This is a genomic window from Staphylococcus sp. NAM3COL9 (assembly GCF_001431205.1).
Taxonomy (GTDB): Bacteria; Bacillota; Bacilli; order Staphylococcales; family Staphylococcaceae; genus Staphylococcus.
Genome location: NZ_LGPC01000014.1, coordinates 223,049 through 239,808 on the forward strand (window position 1 = coordinate 223,049; position 16,760 = coordinate 239,808).

The window sequence follows — 16,760 nt, forward strand, 5'->3', positions numbered from 1 at the left end:
GACATGTCTTTAAACGAATTAATATTTATGATATACGTATGTTTCTCCCTGTAAACCCTAGTCCCATGCCACCAGAACCTAAGTGTGCTGCAATAACAGGTCCTAATTTAGAGCGGTGAAGATGATATTGCGGATATTTTTCTTTTAATTCTTTTTCCATCCACACTGCATCTTCTGCTTTATCCCCCTCAATAATATATAATGTTACTTCTTCATAATCCTTCACTTGAGCGGTAACTTTATTAATAATTTCATTGAGTGCACGTTTTTTCGTGCGGACTTTTGCTTCTGGTACAATTTTGCCATCATCAAATGTTAAAACAGGTTTCATTTTCAACATTGTACCTACCCAAGCTTGAGCTCCGGTGATACGGCCACTTTTCTGTAGATTTTTTAAATCATCTACCATTAAAATTGCACCAGTTACTTCACGCACAGCTTCAAGGTCTTTAACGATATCTTGAGGCTTATATCCTTGTTCTATCATTTCAACTGCACGTAGTACATAACCACCTTCTACCATCGCAGCTAATTTCGAATCAAATGTGTGCACATTGATTCCTTCTACCATTTTCCCTGCTTGCGTAGCTGTTTGATAACTACCACTAATTCCAGATGATATGAAGATAGCTATGACATCTGTATAGTCTTCCTCTCGGAGTTCTTCAAAATGTTTTATAAACTCTCCAATAGCAGGTTGACTGGTCGTGGGAATTGTATTTGAAGTTTCCATTCTTTTATAAAATGCTTCCGTTGATATTGTTGCATTTTCTATAAAATTTTCACCATTATCAAAAGTTACGCTTAGTGGCGCAATTCTTATATTATATTTTTCTATTAGCGTTTGAGATAGATAGCTCGTTGAATCTGTCAAGACAGCAATCTTCATATTAATCCTCCTCAATTATACTCACGACTATGATACCCTATTTTAAGTAAAAAGAAAATTTATTTTTGTATTTAATCTATAATACAATACAGTGTATAATATGTGTAATTAATGATTTTAATAAATATATAAATGATTGTCTGACTATATAAAGATGAGGTGACGATAAATGGACGCTGCAATAATCACAGTTAAACAAGAACATATAATTGAAAATATAATTAGTAAATCACGTTTTATAGCGCATATTAAACCTGTGGAATCTGAAGATGCTGCTAAAGCTTTTATCGAGGCAGTGAAATCTGAACACCGAGAAGCAACACATAATTGTTCAGCATATACAATTGGAGATCAAATGAATATCCAAAAAGCAAATGACGATGGCGAACCAAGTGGTACTGCGGGAGTTCCTATGCTCGATATTTTAAAGAAATTAGATATACATAATGCTGCCGTGGTCGTCACACGCTACTTTGGTGGTATTAAATTAGGTGGTGGCGGATTAATCCGTGCGTATAGTGGGGCAGTACGAGATGTCATTTATGATATTGGTAGAGTAGCTTTGCGTCCTGCTATACCTACAACGGTTACCATCGCCTATGATTTAACGGGTAAGTTTGAATATGAACTTGCGAGTACACCTTACTTATTACGCGAAACGAATTATACTGATAAAGTGAGTTATCGTATAGACGTTGTTAAAACAGACTACGATCAATTTATAGATTTTTTAAATCGTAACACTTCAGGAAATTATGATGTAATAGAAAATGAAGTTGTACGCTTACCTTTCAATATTTCTACTTCCTAATCTTGAAATCTAAATTATACGTATTTGAGTGTAAAATAAAGAGGCTTCCAACTTGGAAGCCTCTTTATTAATGATGTTCGTCGTCTTTATTTCGTTGTTTGTTTTCAATTAATTTCATTAATGGTCTGTAATCATCATCAATGAGACCAGTGAATTCTACAATAAGCTCAATCGTAACTAAAATCAGAATGAGCATCATGAGAACACCCCATGGTTGGGATAAATATAATATAATACTAGCAAGACTAAATAGTAATGCAATAGAATATATAAGTATTACAGTCTGGCGGTGTGAATAACCTAGTTCTAGCAATTTATGATGTAAATGCGATTTGTCGGCTTGCATAATGTGCTGACCTTTCTTCACACGGCGTATCATCGCAAACAATGTATCAATAAACGGCACTGCTAAGATAACAATCGGGAAGAATAGTGAAATAAAAGTTATATTCTTAAATCCGAGCAATGATAGGAATCCTACAATAAACCCTACAAGCAAAGCGCCACTATCACCTAAGAAGATTTTAGCTGGATGGAAATTGAAGAATAAGAATCCTAAAAGTGCACCTATTAAGACACTGCAAATCATCATAATAAAAATATTTGCTTGTAATATTGCTATAAAGCCAATTGTCATTAACGCAATCATTGATACACCAGATGCTAAACCATCTAATCCATCGATTAAGTTAATTGCATTAGTGATAGCTACAATCCAAATCACAGTGATAGGTATCCCAAATACACCAAATTGTATCGTAGGCCCAATTGGCAAGGAGATAAAATCAATCGTAACTCCATAGTAGACAACGACGAGTGCTGCAATTACTTGGCCAATTAATTTTATAACTGGTTTCAAATCATAGATATCATCTACAAGTCCCACCAAATAGATTAATACTGATCCAATAACAAGAGGTTTAACTTCGGTTTCTATCGGATGTCCTAGCCATATTCCTAATAGAAACGCAAAAAGTATTACAGTGCCGCCTAATACAGAAACGGGTTTTGTATGTACTTTTCTAAAATTCGGCTTATCTACAATGCCTAATTTATGAGAAACCTTTATAATTATTGGTGTTAGTATTAAACTGACAATCATTGAGAAAATGATTAATAATAATGTATACATCAGTTCACCTTCATTAATATAATTCTTGATTATTTCGAATTTCAAAGTTGTTACATTGAAAATAATTTTTACTTTAAACTGCAAATTTATATTATCTATAAAATGGTCTGTGGTGTTGATACAACTCTAATAAATTGTACACCTAACATATCTAAATATTTATGCACTTAATACCATAATACCTCATACGCTTTTACTTATACAAATAGTAATGAGATAATTAACATTCTACAAACAAATTCTTTTTGATTTTTAATTATAAACTAAGCAATTTTTATATAATCACTCAGACAATTATTTTAACATGAATATTAAGTGAATGTTATAAATTTCTATTTATATAGTGATGACAAAATGTAAGTTTTCACTTACAATAACTAAGTGTTTATTCAAAGGAGTGTAACGTTAAATGTTTGAAGCTATTATCTACAATATCTCTGTTATTGTGGCAGGAATATACTTATTCCATCGCTTACAGTATTCAGAAAATAAAAACATGGTGTTTTCAAAAGAATACGTCACTATTTTAATGACGATAGTAGCACTTTTACTATCTGCCTACCCAGTGCCCCTATTCAATGAATACGCACTCTATTTATCATTCGTACCTATTTTATTCTTAGGTAGATATACAAATATGGTATACACCGTTCTAGCCGCGATTATTGTATCTGTAGTCAATGTGCTGATTGGTGATTTCACTATAATTATTGCTACGATTCTCATTGTTATATCATTCGTGGTCGGCGCAGTCGGACCATTTTTGAAACAAAGCGACATTGTTTCATTACAAATCCTTAATACAATTACATTAGTTATTTTGGTTATTTTATCACTTATTAGTCCTTATTATGAATTAATAGAGGTATTGTTCTTAATACCACTATCCTTTATTTTAACGATTACTTCTTCTATTACATTTGTTGATATTTGGCATTTTTTCTCATTAGTAAATCGTTATGAAAATGAAGATAAACTAGACTATTTAACTGGTTTAGGTAATGTTAAAGAATTTGACAGACATTTAAATGAAACGACGCGGATCGCTGAAGAAAACAATGAGAGCTTAGGGTTATTACTCATTGATATAGATGGTTTCAAAGATGTAAATGATAAATTTTCACATAAATCTGGCGATGCCGTACTTCGACAAGTTGCTCAACTATTAAAAAATTATGTACCTCAACAATTTAGTATTTATCGTAATGGAGGCGAAGAATTTTCAATTGTCTTATACGATTATACTTTAGATCAATGTGTAAAGCTCAGTGAAAATATTCGTGCAGGGGTAGAACAATCCACTTTCCATTTACCAAATAAAGAAGTTATCAAATTGTCTGTATCCATTGGAGTAGGTTACTTAACCCAAGAAGATTACAAATCTCAACGTAAAGTATTTAAAATTGCGGATGACATGCTACATATGGCAAAAAATGAAGGCCGTAATCAAGTCATGTTTAATCCAATTGTTAAATTATAAAAAATATTCCCAATTTAAAACTGCTCAAACTAGGAGTGGGTATATGAAATCAAAGTTCAAACTTTGATTTCATATACCCACTCTCTTCCTTTTTGTGATCGCTTTCTGTAGATACATTTTAAATTATGGAACTCCCCTCTAATTTCAAAAATAACTATTTCTGAAAACAGACACAGCCAACACTTAAAGAATCTATATGTTAAAATTGAAACCTAGATTGAAGCGCATATTTCAATTTTACTTTTTAACTTAAAAACAACAATTATAAATTATGTTTGTTACAATATATAATGGAAGTTTAACAATTAATAACGAAGTATAAATTGTTATTGAAAGTTACTGTGGTACGCTGTAAACTTTCAATTGTTCTAATATCATTTCAGGAGGTGACCAACAACTATGTCAGATACAGTCACGATCATCGACGAAGACAAAGTGATTGATGTCGTACTCATCGCGGGAAGAATTTTGCTAGAAAGTGGCGCTGAAACATATCGCGTCGAGGATACAATGACACGAATCGCTGCCAATTATGGCTTAGATGATACATATAGCTTTGTAACTTCTACAGCAATTATTTTCTCTCTTAATGACCGTACGAACACACGACTCGTACGTATTCGCGAGAGAACGACTGATTTAGAAAAAATCGCCTTAACCAATAGCTTATCGCGTAAAATTTCAAACAATCAATTAGATATAGATGAAGCTAAGTCAGAACTCATACATTTGCACCATGCATCCTTACAATTTTCATCTATTACAAAATTCTTCGCAGCAGCAGTCGCATGTGGATTCTTCCTAATCATGTTTGGTGGCGGAATGAACGACTTCTTTTTCGCTATTATTGCCGGAGCTGGTGCGTTTTTAACTTTTGCTTTTGTACAACGCTATATTCAAATTAAATTCTTTTCAGAATTCCTTAGTGCTGCAGTTGTTATAATGATTGCAGCCACATTCACTAAATTAGGTATCGCAGAAAACCAAGACTTTATAACCATAGCTGGCGTCATGCCTCTTGTACCAGGAATATTAATCACCAATGCTATTCGTGATCTAATGGCTGGAGAATTGATTGCTGGTATGTCTCGTGGCGTTGAAGCAGCTCTCACAGCATTTGCAATTGGTGCCGGCGTTGCCATTGTTTTATTAATATTTTAAAAAAGGAGTGCTTATATGCTCATCGGCTATTATGTTTTACAATTTATTGTCAGCTTTTTAGCTACAATGCTTTTTTCGATTATCTTTAATGCACCACGTCGCCTCCTTTTAGCTTGTGGTTTCGTTGGCGCAATGGGCTGGATTATCTTCAAACTTACTGTAGACATGGATTTTGGTAAAGTAATGGCTTCATTTTTAGGAAGCTTTATTTTAGCAATTATGAGTCACGTAATGAGTAGACGTTATAAACGACCCGTTATTATTTTTATTGTTCCAGGGATTATCCCATTAGTACCAGGCGGTTTAGCATATGAAGCGACACGTTATTTAGTTAGTAATCAATATACGCTCGCTACAAACACATTTCTTGAAGTCACATTGATTTCGGGCGCTATTGCTTTTGGTATTCTATGTGCAGAAATCATCTATCATCTCAATACACGGATCAAACAACATTATGGTAGAATGAATGGTAAAATATATAAAAAATCTTACAATATGAATAATAGAGCTTAAGGGGTGTTTTTTTGAAAACTGATATAATTGATAGATTAACAAGATATGTAACAATAGATACACAATCTGATTCAGAGTCTAATACTACGCCTTCCACTGGGAAGCAATGGGATTTATTAAATTTGTTAAATGACGAGTTAACGGATTTAGGTTTAGAAACTGACATTGATGAACAAGGTTATTTATTCGCAACATTAGAAAGCAATGTTGACGAAATTTTACCTACTGTTGGCTTTTTGGCACATGTTGATACTTCGCCTGATTTCAATGCATCAAATGTAAATCCACAAATCATAGAAAATTATGATGGGCAACCTATCAAATTAGGTGAAACGAGTCGTATATTGAGCCAAGATGTATTTCCTGCTATGAAACGCGTAGAAGGACATACATTAATGGTCACAGATGGAACATCACTATTAGGTGCTGATGACAAAGCTGGTGTCGTTGAAATTATGGAAGCAATTAAATATTTATCGGAACATCCAGAAATCAAACATGGACCTATTCGTATTGCTTTTACGCCAGATGAAGAAATTGGCAAAGGCCCTCATGCCTTTGATGTTGAGCGTTTTAATGCTGATTTCGCCTATACTATGGATGGTAGCGAATTGGGCGAATTACAATATGAAAGTTTCAATGCTGCAGAAGCAATCGTTACGTGTCACGGTGTCAATGTACATCCTGGTTCTGCTAAAAATGCAATGATTAACGCTATTATCTTGGGTCAGCAATTTAATTCCTTATTACCACAAAATGAAGTACCCGAAAGGACAGAAGATTACGAAGGTTTCTATCATTTAATGAAAATGAACGGTGATGTTGAAAAAACGACCTTACACTATATCATTCGTGATCATGATAGAAATCATTTTGAATTGCGTAAGAAGCTTCTTATTGAGATTAAAAATGATATTAATACTCATTATACTGATGCACCAATAGAAATCGAAATCAATGATCAATACTATAATATGGGTGAAAAAATAGAACCCAATCCACACGTAATTGATATACCTAAACGTGTGTTTGAAAAGTTAGAAATCCCTGCTAATACAGCACCTATACGTGGTGGAACCGACGGGTCTCAACTTTCATATATGGGCCTACCAACCCCTAATATCTTTACAGGTTGTGCTAATTTCCACGGACCTTTTGAATATGCATCCATTGATGTTATGGAAAAAGCTGTAGAGGTCATTATTGGCATTGCACAAGAAGTCGTAAGCACTTATAAAAAGTAAGATAAGTTCGGTATATAAATCCAAGCTCAATAAAAAGCGTAGATTCTCACTTTGAGGAATCTACGCTTTTTCTATTTCTCATATTTACTTACATTCGTTACGTGTGAACATACGGTCGTTTATTTAGTAGGTGTTGAAAATTTTTCAATACTTATCTGTTTAAACTTCAAATTGTGTTTTCAATAATTTAATTGCTTGTACTGTATAGTGTCTAATTTGAATACCCATCTTAAAGTCTGTAAAGCTTTCAGGCATTTCTATAAACGTATTAAATGTAGCAGTGACACCCATTGATTCAAATAAATCAAATTTGTCATCTGTTGCACATATGGCAATAGATGGTTTATTATGTTTTTTTGCTAACTCTGCAAGACGCACTGTTGTTGTTTCTAAAATTTGGTCTGCTTCATTTACACCTTCACCAAATATAATTAAATCCGCTTGTTGTATCAATTCATCTAAATGTGTAATTTGATCGACAAGTTCATGGCTTGTCATAATTTCGGCATCATAAAGTACTTTTAAGGCTGCAGCAATACCACCACCTGCGCCCCCTCTTTGAACAGGACCCATTGTCAGTTTTAACTCACTTTTGAAAATTTCACTTAAATACCACAGTAAATTGTCTATTTCAGCAGCATCTTGACGTGTCATTCCGTAGAGCTCATATGTTTGCATAATTTCACTATTTTTCCCATATAGTTTACTATCAAAATCAGACATTAACTGAAAACGTACATTTTTCAATTGTGGATGAATATCAGAGATATCTATTTTACGTATATATTTCAACATCTTACTACCTTGACGTAAATCCACTTCTTGAGCCTCGTCATCATAGAATTTAGCTCCAAGTGCTTGTAACATACCTGCACCACCGTCAAAGCTACCTATGCTACCTAAAGACATGATAATATGTTCTGCATCATTATCTAATGCATCTAACATAATTTCACCTAAACCATAACTTGTACGCTCGATGATTGGTTTGTCACCTTTTAAAAACAAGTTGCCTTCAATAATCGTCATATGGTTATCAGTAATGCCATAAACCGCTTCTACCTCATTCATATCTGCATCATGTACTAGCACTTTATATTTCGTACCTGACTGCCATAAAAAGACAGAATCCATAAGTTCATGACGCCCATTAAATAATGGTACTTGAACAATATCTGCTTTTTCTATTTGGCTAGCTACCGCTTCTTCCACATAACGATTGGCCTGATAGCTAGATATAATACCATTAAATTCATCCATCGCTACTAAAACTTTCATATTTGTCACCTCAAATTATTTTGTTAATAACTGTAATTGTATGATGATTATACACAACTCTAAGAAAATCATCTTCCCTCTGTAGACTTATTTATTATAATAGAATGCACGTATGCTTATATCCTATGTGAAGCATTTAAAACACAATTGCTTTGCAATTAAGCTTTCTAACTCATAATCAACGCTATAAAGTTGAGCTCTATAAATTCGCTCACTATCAAATAGCAGTCTATATTTCCCATTCAATCATTTATTATACATGCCATTAGGAAATTTTTCACATTAAAAGAAACGCTTGCTAATCTCTTGATGTTGATAAAAGATTAACAAGCGTTTCTAAATGTACTTAAATTTGATTTTATTCTTCAGCGCTTGCTAAAGAAGCAACATTAATTTTATCATGACTTGCATTCCAAATTGCTTGTCCCTCAATAAAATAGAATGCTTGTGGTGATTCGTGTTTCACATCTGTTTGTTCTTCTATATAATTAGATAAATCTCTCTCTTGTTGTACGATTAAGTAGTAACCATCCATATCTCTTTCATATAAAAATTTGTTGAATTGGTCCATTGCATTTGCTGAAATCGGACATGTTTCACTATGTTTCAATACAAATGCATATTTGTTTTCTTTAATAATTTGCTTAAACTGGTCAATCGAACTCAGCTTTATAGCCATTCTATTCACCTCTAAAAATATTTAACACACCCTAAGTCTCACCAAGTGTGAAAGTGCCACGATATTCTCATATCATTATTTCCAATTATACACAATTCTCTTTTTATTGTTAACAGTTTATTCAAATTCTTATAACTCAACTCATACACCTGTTAATTATAGTTATCATTAGCTTGTTGATACTTCTTATTAAAAGTAGCTTCGTACTGTTCTAGTTCTGCACCTTTTTGAGGTAATTTATTGTAATCTATTTTCGCTAATTGCTCACTAATTTCAATAGTTTCTTCTCTTGTTTCATAATAATTTTGCAAGCTATAATACATCTCAATAGCATTTTTTCGAGCGTCATTCACATAGCCATCTGTTATTTCAGCTTTATTCAAGTCTCTAATTTGTCTAGTGATTAATGGCATGATTTGTTCTTTAATAGATTTTTTTACTTCATTTGAATCTGTAGAATCAGTCTCTTCTTCTGCAGTATTTTTTAAATCTTTATTGTTTTGTTCTAACTTATTTTTAAAATCAGTAACATCTGTACTATTACCAACAGTACTAGCTTTTTGTATATTGTCCTCAACTTGTGATCTGTTTTTCTCAAATAGTTTTGTATATTCTAAGATATCTTCATTTGCTTTAATCGATTGATTACACAAATCAACAAACGTTTTCAACTCATTGATTGCTAATTTTTTCTTTTTTACTGAATCTAAATAAGTAGATTTAAGTTCTTTTGTTTCATTTGAATCCGTTGGTAATTTTTTTGCTGCTGTTTCGTATTCTTCTAGTTTAGGAATCAATTTGCTGTTTAATTCATTTTGCAAATCATTAAATGCTTTCTTGTTTTTATCTGTCATATCTGTCTTACTTAAATTATCTAGACGTTTTAATTGTATGTCATCCATAACATTTCTTAGTTCTTTTTCTTTATTTTTCACGTCATTTAACGAACTGTCAAAATCTTTGAATTCGTTTTCTCCTTCATTGTTACATGCAGATAGTGAAATAGAAAAACAAACTAATAAAACAATGTACAGTATTTTTTTCATTTCTGAACTCCTTATCATTCCATATTATACAGAAACTTATTTAACTTGAAAATGATATATGATATATTGTTTCAGAATTTACAGTTTAACAGTTATATTATAACATTTAAAGGCGTGGTCAACCTATATGTATTTAAGCATACAATTATTTATAACTGAAGATAATGACAGTCATTTCACATAGCGACATAATCATCTCAAATCTGCTGGCTTCAAACAGTATGATTGCTAAGCATTTTAGTAAAAAACAACGCTTAGCAAGTCATAACGTAACAATTCGTGATTATGAAAATCACAAACAAATCTTAATTTCAACAATTAACAAAGAAAACAGACCAGAAGTCATTATTAAAGTGATCTATGATGACTTATTAATTTAATCAAAAGTATAAAATTTGAAAAAAACTATAAAACCTTTAATAAATTGCTATACTATTTAGCAAAGACGGGTAATCATTGGTATAATAAACTAAATGAATTCAACAAGGAAAGGATGTTCTAGACTTGCATAAAGATGACATCTTAAAAGAATTAGAGGCAATTGTTCCAAAAGAAATTATTAAAATAGACGAGCCATTAAAACGTTATACATATACTGAAACTGGTGGTCAGGCAGACTACTATGTATCACCTACTCAAAATGAACACGTCCAATCTATCGTTCACTATGCTTATACAAATGACATCCCAGTCACTTATTTAGGCAATGGTTCAAATATTATTATTCGTGAGGGGGGTATTAGAGGTATTGTAATTAGCTTACTCTCACTTGATTATATAGACGTTTCAGATGATGCTATTATTTCTGGCAGTGGTGCAGCGATTATCGATGTATCCCGTACTGCTAGAGACCGTGCCCTAACTGGCTTAGAGTTTGCCTGTGGTATTCCAGGTTCAATCGGAGGCGCTGTTTTTATGAATGCCGGTGCATATGGGGGCGAAGTCAAAGATTGTATTGACTATGCGCTTTGTGTAAATGATAAAGGTGAACTTATCACATTAACTAATAAGGACTTAGAGTTAGATTATCGCAATAGTATCGTTCAAAAAGAACATTTAGTCGTTCTTGAAGCAGCATTCACTTTAATGCCTGGTAACAAACAAGCTATCCAAGAAAAAATGGATGATCTAACGGAAAGAAGAGAATCCAAACAACCTTTAGAATATCCATCATGTGGTAGTGTATTCCAACGTCCTCCTGGCCACTTTGCCGGTAAATTGATTCAAGATGCTGAGCTACAAGGTCATCGTATTGGTGGCGTCGAAGTGTCTAAGAAACATGCTGGCTTTATGGTAAACGTTGACAACGGAAGCGCAACTGACTATGAAGATCTAATCCACTATGTTCAAAAAGTAGTAAAAGAGAAATTTGATGTTGAACTACATCGAGAAGTTAGAATTATTGGCGAACATCCAAACGATAATTAGGAGATTTTATTATGATTAACATATATGGTTCTATTGTAGACAATGAAGCACGTTGCACGCACTATCCAACGCCATTAGACATCATCGCAATTAAGTTTAAATGTTGCGGTAAATACTATCCATGCTATAAATGTCATAATGAACATGAATCACATACAATAAAAAGATGGGATTCTAGTGAATTTAATGAAAAAGCAATTTTATGTGGTGTATGTAAACATGAAATGACAATCAATGAATATATGATGATTGAAGCCTGTCCTATGTGCGATGGCCACTTTAATAATCGTTGTAAATATCATTATCATCTTTATTTTTCTATATAAAGTTCATGCGTTATGCTTGATAATGAATTGAAAAAGGTACTAATCCGTTAATTTAATGGATTAGTACCTTTTCTATATTAAAAATAGAATTGTACCGATTCTCACGTATATACTTGCCTAGGCAAACGAGTATGAAATAGCTTGACACTATGTACTTTATTTTTAAATTCTTATACTATTTTATTTGTTCGTTTACAAATTGTACAAAGGCTTCTGCGTCACCTTTTTGTATTTGCTTCATTGGCATTGGTCCAATATTAAAAGTAAAGTTTATTTTTTCATCATCGTAACTAATTTGTTCTACTTCTTTATAAGCAATGCTCCTGTAATAAAACGTTCCATTCATATCAACATTTAAAATAATACGTTCATTGGTTGCAATAAAGGCACCTTCAAATTCTGAAGAACCTTGAACTGAATATTCTATTGTTCCTAATATACTTGGCCCCTTTTTCTCAGTTGGAAATAAATCACTTGGATTTACATTATCTAAAATCATGTACTTCACTCCCCTTTTCTTTATTTCATTTCATTATACAAGTTTTAAAAATGAATTTTTACTTACTTGCTCAATCCATCTTTAGCGTAACAAAGAAAATGTTGAGACTAAAGTTTTAATCCACTGTAAACTATCTTCTTGAAATGTAAAAAAGTCGACAAAGCCATAAGACTTTGTCGACTTTCTGAAAGGAATTACATCCCCCACGTTTATCCTTTTTAAATATTATTTTTCAAGTGCTTTTTCTACTTCTTCAATTTGTTTAATTGCTGTTGTTGTGGAACCACTTGCGAAGTACCATAGTTTTGAATCTAATTCATAAACTTTGTCTTCTTTTACAGCATTTACATTTTTGATAATATCATTGTCTAACGCTTGTTTAGATGTTGCTTTGCCAGCGATTGCTTGTCCACGGTCCATAGCAAAGATAATATCTGGATTTTTTTCTGCAATATATTCATTTGTTACATTTTGACCATGTTTACTACTTTTAATATTTTCATCTGCAGCCGTGAAGCCCATTGTGTCAAAAATCATTGCACCGAATCTTTCTCCAGCACCGTATGTTGATAGTTCACCTTCATTAACTAATAAGAATAATGCTTTTTCATCTTTTAAGTCTTTTGTTTTTTCTTTAATACCAGCAATTTTATCATCTAATTTTTTAGTAAGTGATTTTGCTTTGTCTTCTTTTTGGTAAATCTTACCTAATTTTTCAGTGTTTTTCTTCATTGAATTCACTTCGTCTTTATCGTCAGCACCAACATATACAACTTTTGCGTCCGGTGCTGCTTTTTTAAATTCATCTAGATTTTTTTGATTTGCTGTACGACCAGAAATATAAATTACATCTGGTTTAGCTTCTGCAACTTTATCGAAATTAACTTCTTTTAGGCTTCCTGTGTTCAGGTATTTATCATCTTTAAACTCGCTTAAGAAATCAGGTAGTGACTTAGCACCTTCACCTTTAGGAAGTGCTTTAACTTTATCTTCAAGTCCTAATTCTTTCAATGTATCTAATGTACCATAATCAAAAACAACTGCATTTTCAGGGTTTGTTGGTACTTCTACCGTTTCTTTAACTGCTTTAGCATCACTGCCATCACGTTTTTCTCCACTAGCCTGATAATTATTTTCAATTTTTACAGTTTTATTTGAACCTTCACTTTCTGATTTAGCATCAGATGATTTTTTACCCTCTGATCCACCATTACTACATGCTACTAATAAAAACATTAAGCCTACAACTAATAATAAAGCAAACTTTTTCATCTTCGTTACGCCTCCTGATTTTCCTAATGATGTATTCCTTTATGCCCTTAAAAAGTTTAACCACGTTACAGCTGCATCACTCCCTTCAAATATTACAAATAGAATCACATTGAATATGCAAGCTCTAAATCTTGAGTTGCTGTAAGCTCATCGAAATAAACACAAATACGTTGACCGCGGATTTCTTCAATTCTTACATCCATGTCATATAACGCTTTTAATGTGTCTGTTTGAATAACCTCATCTTTTGTACTTGCTTTGACAACTTCACCATCTTTTAACGCGATAATATCGTCTGAATAACATGATGCAAAGTTAATATCATGAATAACAACGATTACAGTCTTATTTAAATCTTTTGCAAGTTGACGTAATGTTTGCATAATTTGAACTGAATGTTTCATATCAAGATTATTCAATGGTTCATCGAGCAAGATATAATCTGTATTTTGCGCAATTGTCATTGCTACATATGCTCGTTGACGTTGCCCACCAGATAATGTTTTTATGTAGCGATTTCTAATCTCTTTAAGATGCAACAACTCCAACGCATATTCGACTTGTTCTTTATCTTCTTTTTTAAGATGTCCTTTAGAATATGGAAATCGACCAAAATTGACTAATTGCTCTACCGTAATATTGAGTTCTGTATGATTAGATTGTTTTAGTATCGATAATTTTTTAGCTAATTCATTACTTTTATAATCACTAATTGATTTACCTTCGATTTCTATAGAACCATCTTCAAAGTCCATTAGACGCGTAATTGCGGCTAACAATGTACTTTTTCCAGCGCCATTTGGCCCAATCATAGAAGTTAGACGTCCTTTATTTATTTCAACATTAACATCTTTTAAAATTTCTTTATCTTGAATATTTTTATTAAGCCCTTGTACTCGTATCAATTCGCATGTCTCCTTTTTATTAATAAGTAAATAAAGTAACTTCCACCTACTAAATCAATAATTATACTTACTTGCGTCGTTGCTTGGAATAAATTCTCTACTACACCTTGTGCTATGAATAAACTTAACCAACTCATCAAAATTGTTGCTGGCAATATGTATTTATGTTCATATGTCTTCATCAATTCATGTGCTAAGTTAACAGTCAATAATCCTAAAAATGTAATTGGACCAACGAGTGCTGTTGAAATAGATACAAGCACTGAAACGAGTATTAGCAATAATCTTGTTAGTGTTTTATATGAAATACCTAAATTGATTGCCTGATCTTTTCCTAATAAAAGCACATCTAAATATGGTATGGCCCGCATCGTAATCAAAATGAGAATAACTAATATAACACCACAAAGGGTTACTAATTTACTATTGGATGCGTCAAAGTTTGCGAACATAGCGCTTTGTACAGCCAAAAAATCTTCTGGGTTTATAATTAATTCTAAAAATCCGGTAATACTTCTGAAAAAAGTACCAAGTATAACCCCTACGAGTAGGATGAAATAAACGGAAACATCGCCAATTCTGAAGATACCTTGAAATAGCAGTAATGAAAATACAATCATCACTAACAATGAAATTGCAAAGCTGAGATACAAGTTAGTAACAAATACAGATTGCACACCAAATGCAAACACGATTAGGACCTTCACAAACATGTATACAGCATCAAGACCCATAATTGAAGGTGTCAATAACCGATTACTCGTAATCGCTTGGAATATCACTACTGATGCTGCGATTGCTCCCCCGACTAATATCATCAGTATCAGTTTCCTTAATCGACTGAAAAATTGATATTGAAAAATATCAAAATCAATACCTATAACAAGGTAAAGACCTGCAGCTACCACTGTTACTGCAAATAAAATGGATAATTTTGTTTTAGGGCTAGTTTGCATAGTTATGTCGTCCTTTCATCAGCAAGATTATAAAAATAATAGTGCCAAAAACACCAATTGTTAATCCAATATTGATTTCATAAGGATATACAATGACTCTGCCGATTATATCTGAAAACATTACAAAAATAGCACCTAACATTGCTGTATGTGGCAATGCGTTTTTCAAATGATCTCCTCTGAATATAGAAACGATATTTGGAACAATTAAACCTAAAAATGGAAGTGTTCCAACTGTTACAACTACTAAAGCAGTAATTGTTGCAGTAATAAATAAACCGACGTTTATTATTCTTTCATAATTAACACCTAGATTATTACTAAAATCTTTTCCCATTCCAGCAATCGTAAATTGATTCGCAAATATATATGTAAGTACTAATAAAGGAATGCTTAAGTATAATATTTCATATCTTCCGCTTGTAATAATGGCAAAATTCCCATTCATCCAGTTTCCGATACTTTGCACTGCATTCGTTCTTAAGGCAATAAATGTAGCAAAACTAGAAACGATACCACCGAGCATAATCCCTAATAGTGGGATGAAAATAACATCAGTAAATCGAATATATTGTACTAATTTCACAAACAGGAATGTGCCACCAATGCTTAACGCGACTGCAAAGACTAATTTAATAATGATATTTGCTTCTGGAAATAGTATCAGCGATATTAAAATACCTAACTTAGCCCACTCCATCGTTCCTGCAGTTGTTGGACTTACAAATTTATTTTGCATCATTTGTTGCATAATCAATCCTGCAAGTGCCAACGTGCTTCCAGAAATTAATATACTCACCGTTCTCGGTATTCTACTAGATACAATAATGTTTATTTGCTCTTTAGATAAGTGGAATATGTCCGTAATTGAAACATTACTGACACCAATAAATAGAGAAAGGATAGTTAATAATAATAAAATGATAAATAGTACAATACCATTAAGTAAAAATTTCATAATGAGGTAACCTAATCCTTTCGATGTACAATGAATTCACAAACACTATTGGTTTTGATAATCATTATCAATAGTTATATTAAAATCTTACCATTTTTGCCGGTAAATTCAATAGCAATAGATCATTTTAGTAAAACTATTCGTAAGTTAAGTGAAAAAATGACGCTCAAATTACTTTTC

At 32.5% G+C, this 16,760-nt stretch carries 18 protein-coding genes; 8 read left to right on the forward strand and 10 right to left on the reverse strand.

Translation table 11 applies throughout. The annotated features are described in order from the left end of the window. Positions 1-25: 25 nt before the first annotated feature. Positions 26-889, reverse strand: a complete 864-nt coding sequence (gene fakB1 / locus ACA31_RS08195; protein WP_057512840.1) for a fatty acid kinase binding subunit FakB1 — start codon at positions 887-889, stop codon at positions 26-28. Between the two features lie 169 nt (positions 890-1,058). Here fakB1 and ACA31_RS08200 point away from each other — a divergent pair, with 169 nt between their 5' ends. After that, positions 1,059-1,700, forward strand: coding sequence for a YigZ family protein (locus ACA31_RS08200; protein WP_057512841.1), 642 nt, complete (start codon positions 1,059-1,061; stop codon positions 1,698-1,700). 67 nt (positions 1,701-1,767) lie between these two features. On the opposite strand, the gene ACA31_RS08205 is transcribed toward ACA31_RS08200, so the two are convergent. Beyond that, complete coding sequence (locus ACA31_RS08205; protein ID WP_057512842.1) at positions 1,768-2,832, reverse strand: glycosyltransferase family 4 protein; 1,065 nt, start codon at positions 2,830-2,832, stop codon at positions 1,768-1,770. A gap of 409 nt (positions 2,833-3,241) precedes the next feature. On the opposite strand from ACA31_RS08205, the gene gdpS reads away from it, so the two are divergent. From gdpS to pepT, 4 genes are all read left to right on the forward strand, one after another. Beyond that, positions 3,242-4,312 carry a GGDEF domain-containing protein GdpS gene (gene gdpS, locus ACA31_RS08210; protein ID WP_057512843.1) on the forward strand — a complete coding sequence of 357 codons (1,071 nt, stop codon included), beginning with the start codon at positions 3,242-3,244 and terminating at the stop codon, positions 4,310-4,312. Positions 4,313-4,711: 399 nt separating this feature from the next. Further along, positions 4,712-5,473 carry a threonine/serine exporter family protein gene (locus ACA31_RS08215; protein WP_057512844.1) on the forward strand — a complete coding sequence of 254 codons (762 nt, stop codon included), beginning with the start codon at positions 4,712-4,714 and terminating at the stop codon, positions 5,471-5,473. 15 nt (positions 5,474-5,488) lie between these two features. Further along, complete coding sequence (locus ACA31_RS08220; protein ID WP_441296195.1) at positions 5,489-5,989, forward strand: threonine/serine exporter family protein; 501 nt, start codon at positions 5,489-5,491, stop codon at positions 5,987-5,989. Between the two features lie 11 nt (positions 5,990-6,000). Continuing rightward, positions 6,001-7,233: a peptidase T gene (gene pepT, locus ACA31_RS08225; RefSeq protein WP_057512845.1), complete on the forward strand. Its 1,233-nt coding sequence runs from the start codon at positions 6,001-6,003 to the stop codon at positions 7,231-7,233. A 159-nt stretch (positions 7,234-7,392) separates the two neighbouring features. Here pepT and ACA31_RS08230 read toward each other — a convergent pair whose 3' ends face one another. The 3 genes from ACA31_RS08230 to ACA31_RS08240 all read right to left on the reverse strand — a co-directional run bounded on the left by ACA31_RS08230 (position 7,393) and on the right by ACA31_RS08240 (position 10,236). Beyond that, positions 7,393-8,511: a glycerate kinase gene (locus ACA31_RS08230; protein WP_057512846.1), complete on the reverse strand. Its 1,119-nt coding sequence runs from the start codon at positions 8,509-8,511 to the stop codon at positions 7,393-7,395. 358 nt (positions 8,512-8,869) lie between these two features. Further along, positions 8,870-9,190: a bacillithiol system redox-active protein YtxJ gene (gene ytxJ / locus ACA31_RS08235; RefSeq protein ID WP_057512847.1), complete on the reverse strand. Its 321-nt coding sequence runs from the start codon at positions 9,188-9,190 to the stop codon at positions 8,870-8,872. Between the two features lie 152 nt (positions 9,191-9,342). Then, entirely contained in the window at positions 9,343-10,236 is an 894-nt protein-coding gene (locus ACA31_RS08240) for an EMYY motif lipoprotein (protein WP_057512848.1), read from the reverse strand. Positions 10,237-10,400: 164 nt separating this feature from the next. On the opposite strand from ACA31_RS08240, the gene ACA31_RS13285 reads away from it, so the two are divergent. The 3 genes from ACA31_RS13285 to ACA31_RS08250 all read left to right on the forward strand — a co-directional run bounded on the left by ACA31_RS13285 (position 10,401) and on the right by ACA31_RS08250 (position 11,990). Beyond that, positions 10,401-10,616: a hypothetical protein gene (locus tag ACA31_RS13285; protein ID WP_156393442.1), complete on the forward strand. Its 216-nt coding sequence runs from the start codon at positions 10,401-10,403 to the stop codon at positions 10,614-10,616. A gap of 124 nt (positions 10,617-10,740) precedes the next feature. Beyond that, the gene (murB, locus tag ACA31_RS08245; protein WP_057512849.1) at positions 10,741-11,664 is read left to right on the forward strand and encodes a UDP-N-acetylmuramate dehydrogenase; all 924 of its coding nucleotides are present in this window, start codon (positions 10,741-10,743) and stop codon (positions 11,662-11,664) included. A gap of 11 nt (positions 11,665-11,675) precedes the next feature. Next, positions 11,676-11,990, forward strand: coding sequence for a CHY zinc finger protein (locus ACA31_RS08250; RefSeq protein WP_057512850.1), 315 nt, complete (start codon positions 11,676-11,678; stop codon positions 11,988-11,990). Between the two features lie 175 nt (positions 11,991-12,165). Here the strand turns inward: ACA31_RS08250 and ACA31_RS08255 are convergent, their stop codons facing one another. The 5 genes from ACA31_RS08255 to ACA31_RS08275 form a co-directional block, all read right to left on the reverse strand. Then, positions 12,166-12,489 carry a PH domain-containing protein gene (locus ACA31_RS08255; protein ID WP_057512851.1) on the reverse strand — a complete coding sequence of 108 codons (324 nt, stop codon included), beginning with the start codon at positions 12,487-12,489 and terminating at the stop codon, positions 12,166-12,168. Between the two features lie 225 nt (positions 12,490-12,714). Then, the gene (locus ACA31_RS08260; RefSeq protein ID WP_057512852.1) at positions 12,715-13,761 is read right to left on the reverse strand and encodes a ferrated catecholamine ABC transporter substrate-binding lipoprotein SstD; all 1,047 of its coding nucleotides are present in this window, start codon (positions 13,759-13,761) and stop codon (positions 12,715-12,717) included. 104 nt (positions 13,762-13,865) lie between these two features. After that, a complete protein-coding gene (locus tag ACA31_RS08265; protein WP_057512853.1) occupies positions 13,866-14,666 on the reverse strand; it encodes an iron ABC transporter ATP-binding protein in 801 nt (266 codons plus the stop codon). Beyond that, positions 14,663-15,622 (reverse strand): iron chelate uptake ABC transporter family permease subunit, encoded by a 960-nt coding sequence (locus ACA31_RS08270; RefSeq protein ID WP_057512854.1) that lies wholly within the window; start codon positions 15,620-15,622, stop codon positions 14,663-14,665. The genes ACA31_RS08265 and ACA31_RS08270 overlap by 4 nt, the downstream gene beginning before the upstream one ends. Next, entirely contained in the window at positions 15,612-16,580 is a 969-nt protein-coding gene (locus tag ACA31_RS08275; protein WP_057512855.1) for an ABC transporter permease, read from the reverse strand. The genes ACA31_RS08270 and ACA31_RS08275 overlap by 11 nt, the downstream gene beginning before the upstream one ends. Between the last annotated feature and the right edge of the window lie 180 nt (positions 16,581-16,760).

Excerpts from the sequence above, each read along its gene's own strand:
- fakB1 (WP_057512840.1), bottom strand. The coding sequence starts at position 889 with ATGAAGATTGCTGTCTTGACAGATTCAACGAGCTATCTATCTCAAACG.
- ACA31_RS08200 (WP_057512841.1), top strand. The coding sequence starts at position 1,059 with ATGGACGCTGCAATAATCACAGTTAAACAAGAACATATAATTGAAAAT.
- ACA31_RS08205 (WP_057512842.1), bottom strand. The coding sequence starts at position 2,832 with ATGTATACATTATTATTAATCATTTTCTCAATGATTGTCAGTTTAATA.
- gdpS (WP_057512843.1), top strand. The coding sequence starts at position 3,242 with ATGTTTGAAGCTATTATCTACAATATCTCTGTTATTGTGGCAGGAATA.
- ACA31_RS08215 (WP_057512844.1), top strand. The coding sequence starts at position 4,712 with ATGTCAGATACAGTCACGATCATCGACGAAGACAAAGTGATTGATGTC.
- ACA31_RS08220 (WP_441296195.1), top strand. The coding sequence starts at position 5,489 with ATGCTCATCGGCTATTATGTTTTACAATTTATTGTCAGCTTTTTAGCT.
- ACA31_RS08230 (WP_057512846.1), bottom strand. The coding sequence starts at position 8,511 with ATGAAAGTTTTAGTAGCGATGGATGAATTTAATGGTATTATATCTAGC.
- ytxJ (WP_057512847.1), bottom strand. The coding sequence starts at position 9,190 with ATGGCTATAAAGCTGAGTTCGATTGACCAGTTTAAGCAAATTATTAAA.
- ACA31_RS08240 (WP_057512848.1), bottom strand. The coding sequence starts at position 10,236 with ATGAAAAAAATACTGTACATTGTTTTATTAGTTTGTTTTTCTATTTCA.
- ACA31_RS13285 (WP_156393442.1), top strand. The coding sequence starts at position 10,401 with ATGACAGTCATTTCACATAGCGACATAATCATCTCAAATCTGCTGGCT.
- ACA31_RS08250 (WP_057512850.1), top strand. The coding sequence starts at position 11,676 with ATGATTAACATATATGGTTCTATTGTAGACAATGAAGCACGTTGCACG.
- ACA31_RS08255 (WP_057512851.1), bottom strand. The coding sequence starts at position 12,489 with ATGATTTTAGATAATGTAAATCCAAGTGATTTATTTCCAACTGAGAAA.
- ACA31_RS08260 (WP_057512852.1), bottom strand. The coding sequence starts at position 13,761 with ATGAAAAAGTTTGCTTTATTATTAGTTGTAGGCTTAATGTTTTTATTA.
- ACA31_RS08270 (WP_057512854.1), bottom strand. The coding sequence starts at position 15,622 with ATGCAAACTAGCCCTAAAACAAAATTATCCATTTTATTTGCAGTAACA.
- ACA31_RS08275 (WP_057512855.1), bottom strand. The coding sequence starts at position 16,580 with ATGAAATTTTTACTTAATGGTATTGTACTATTTATCATTTTATTATTA.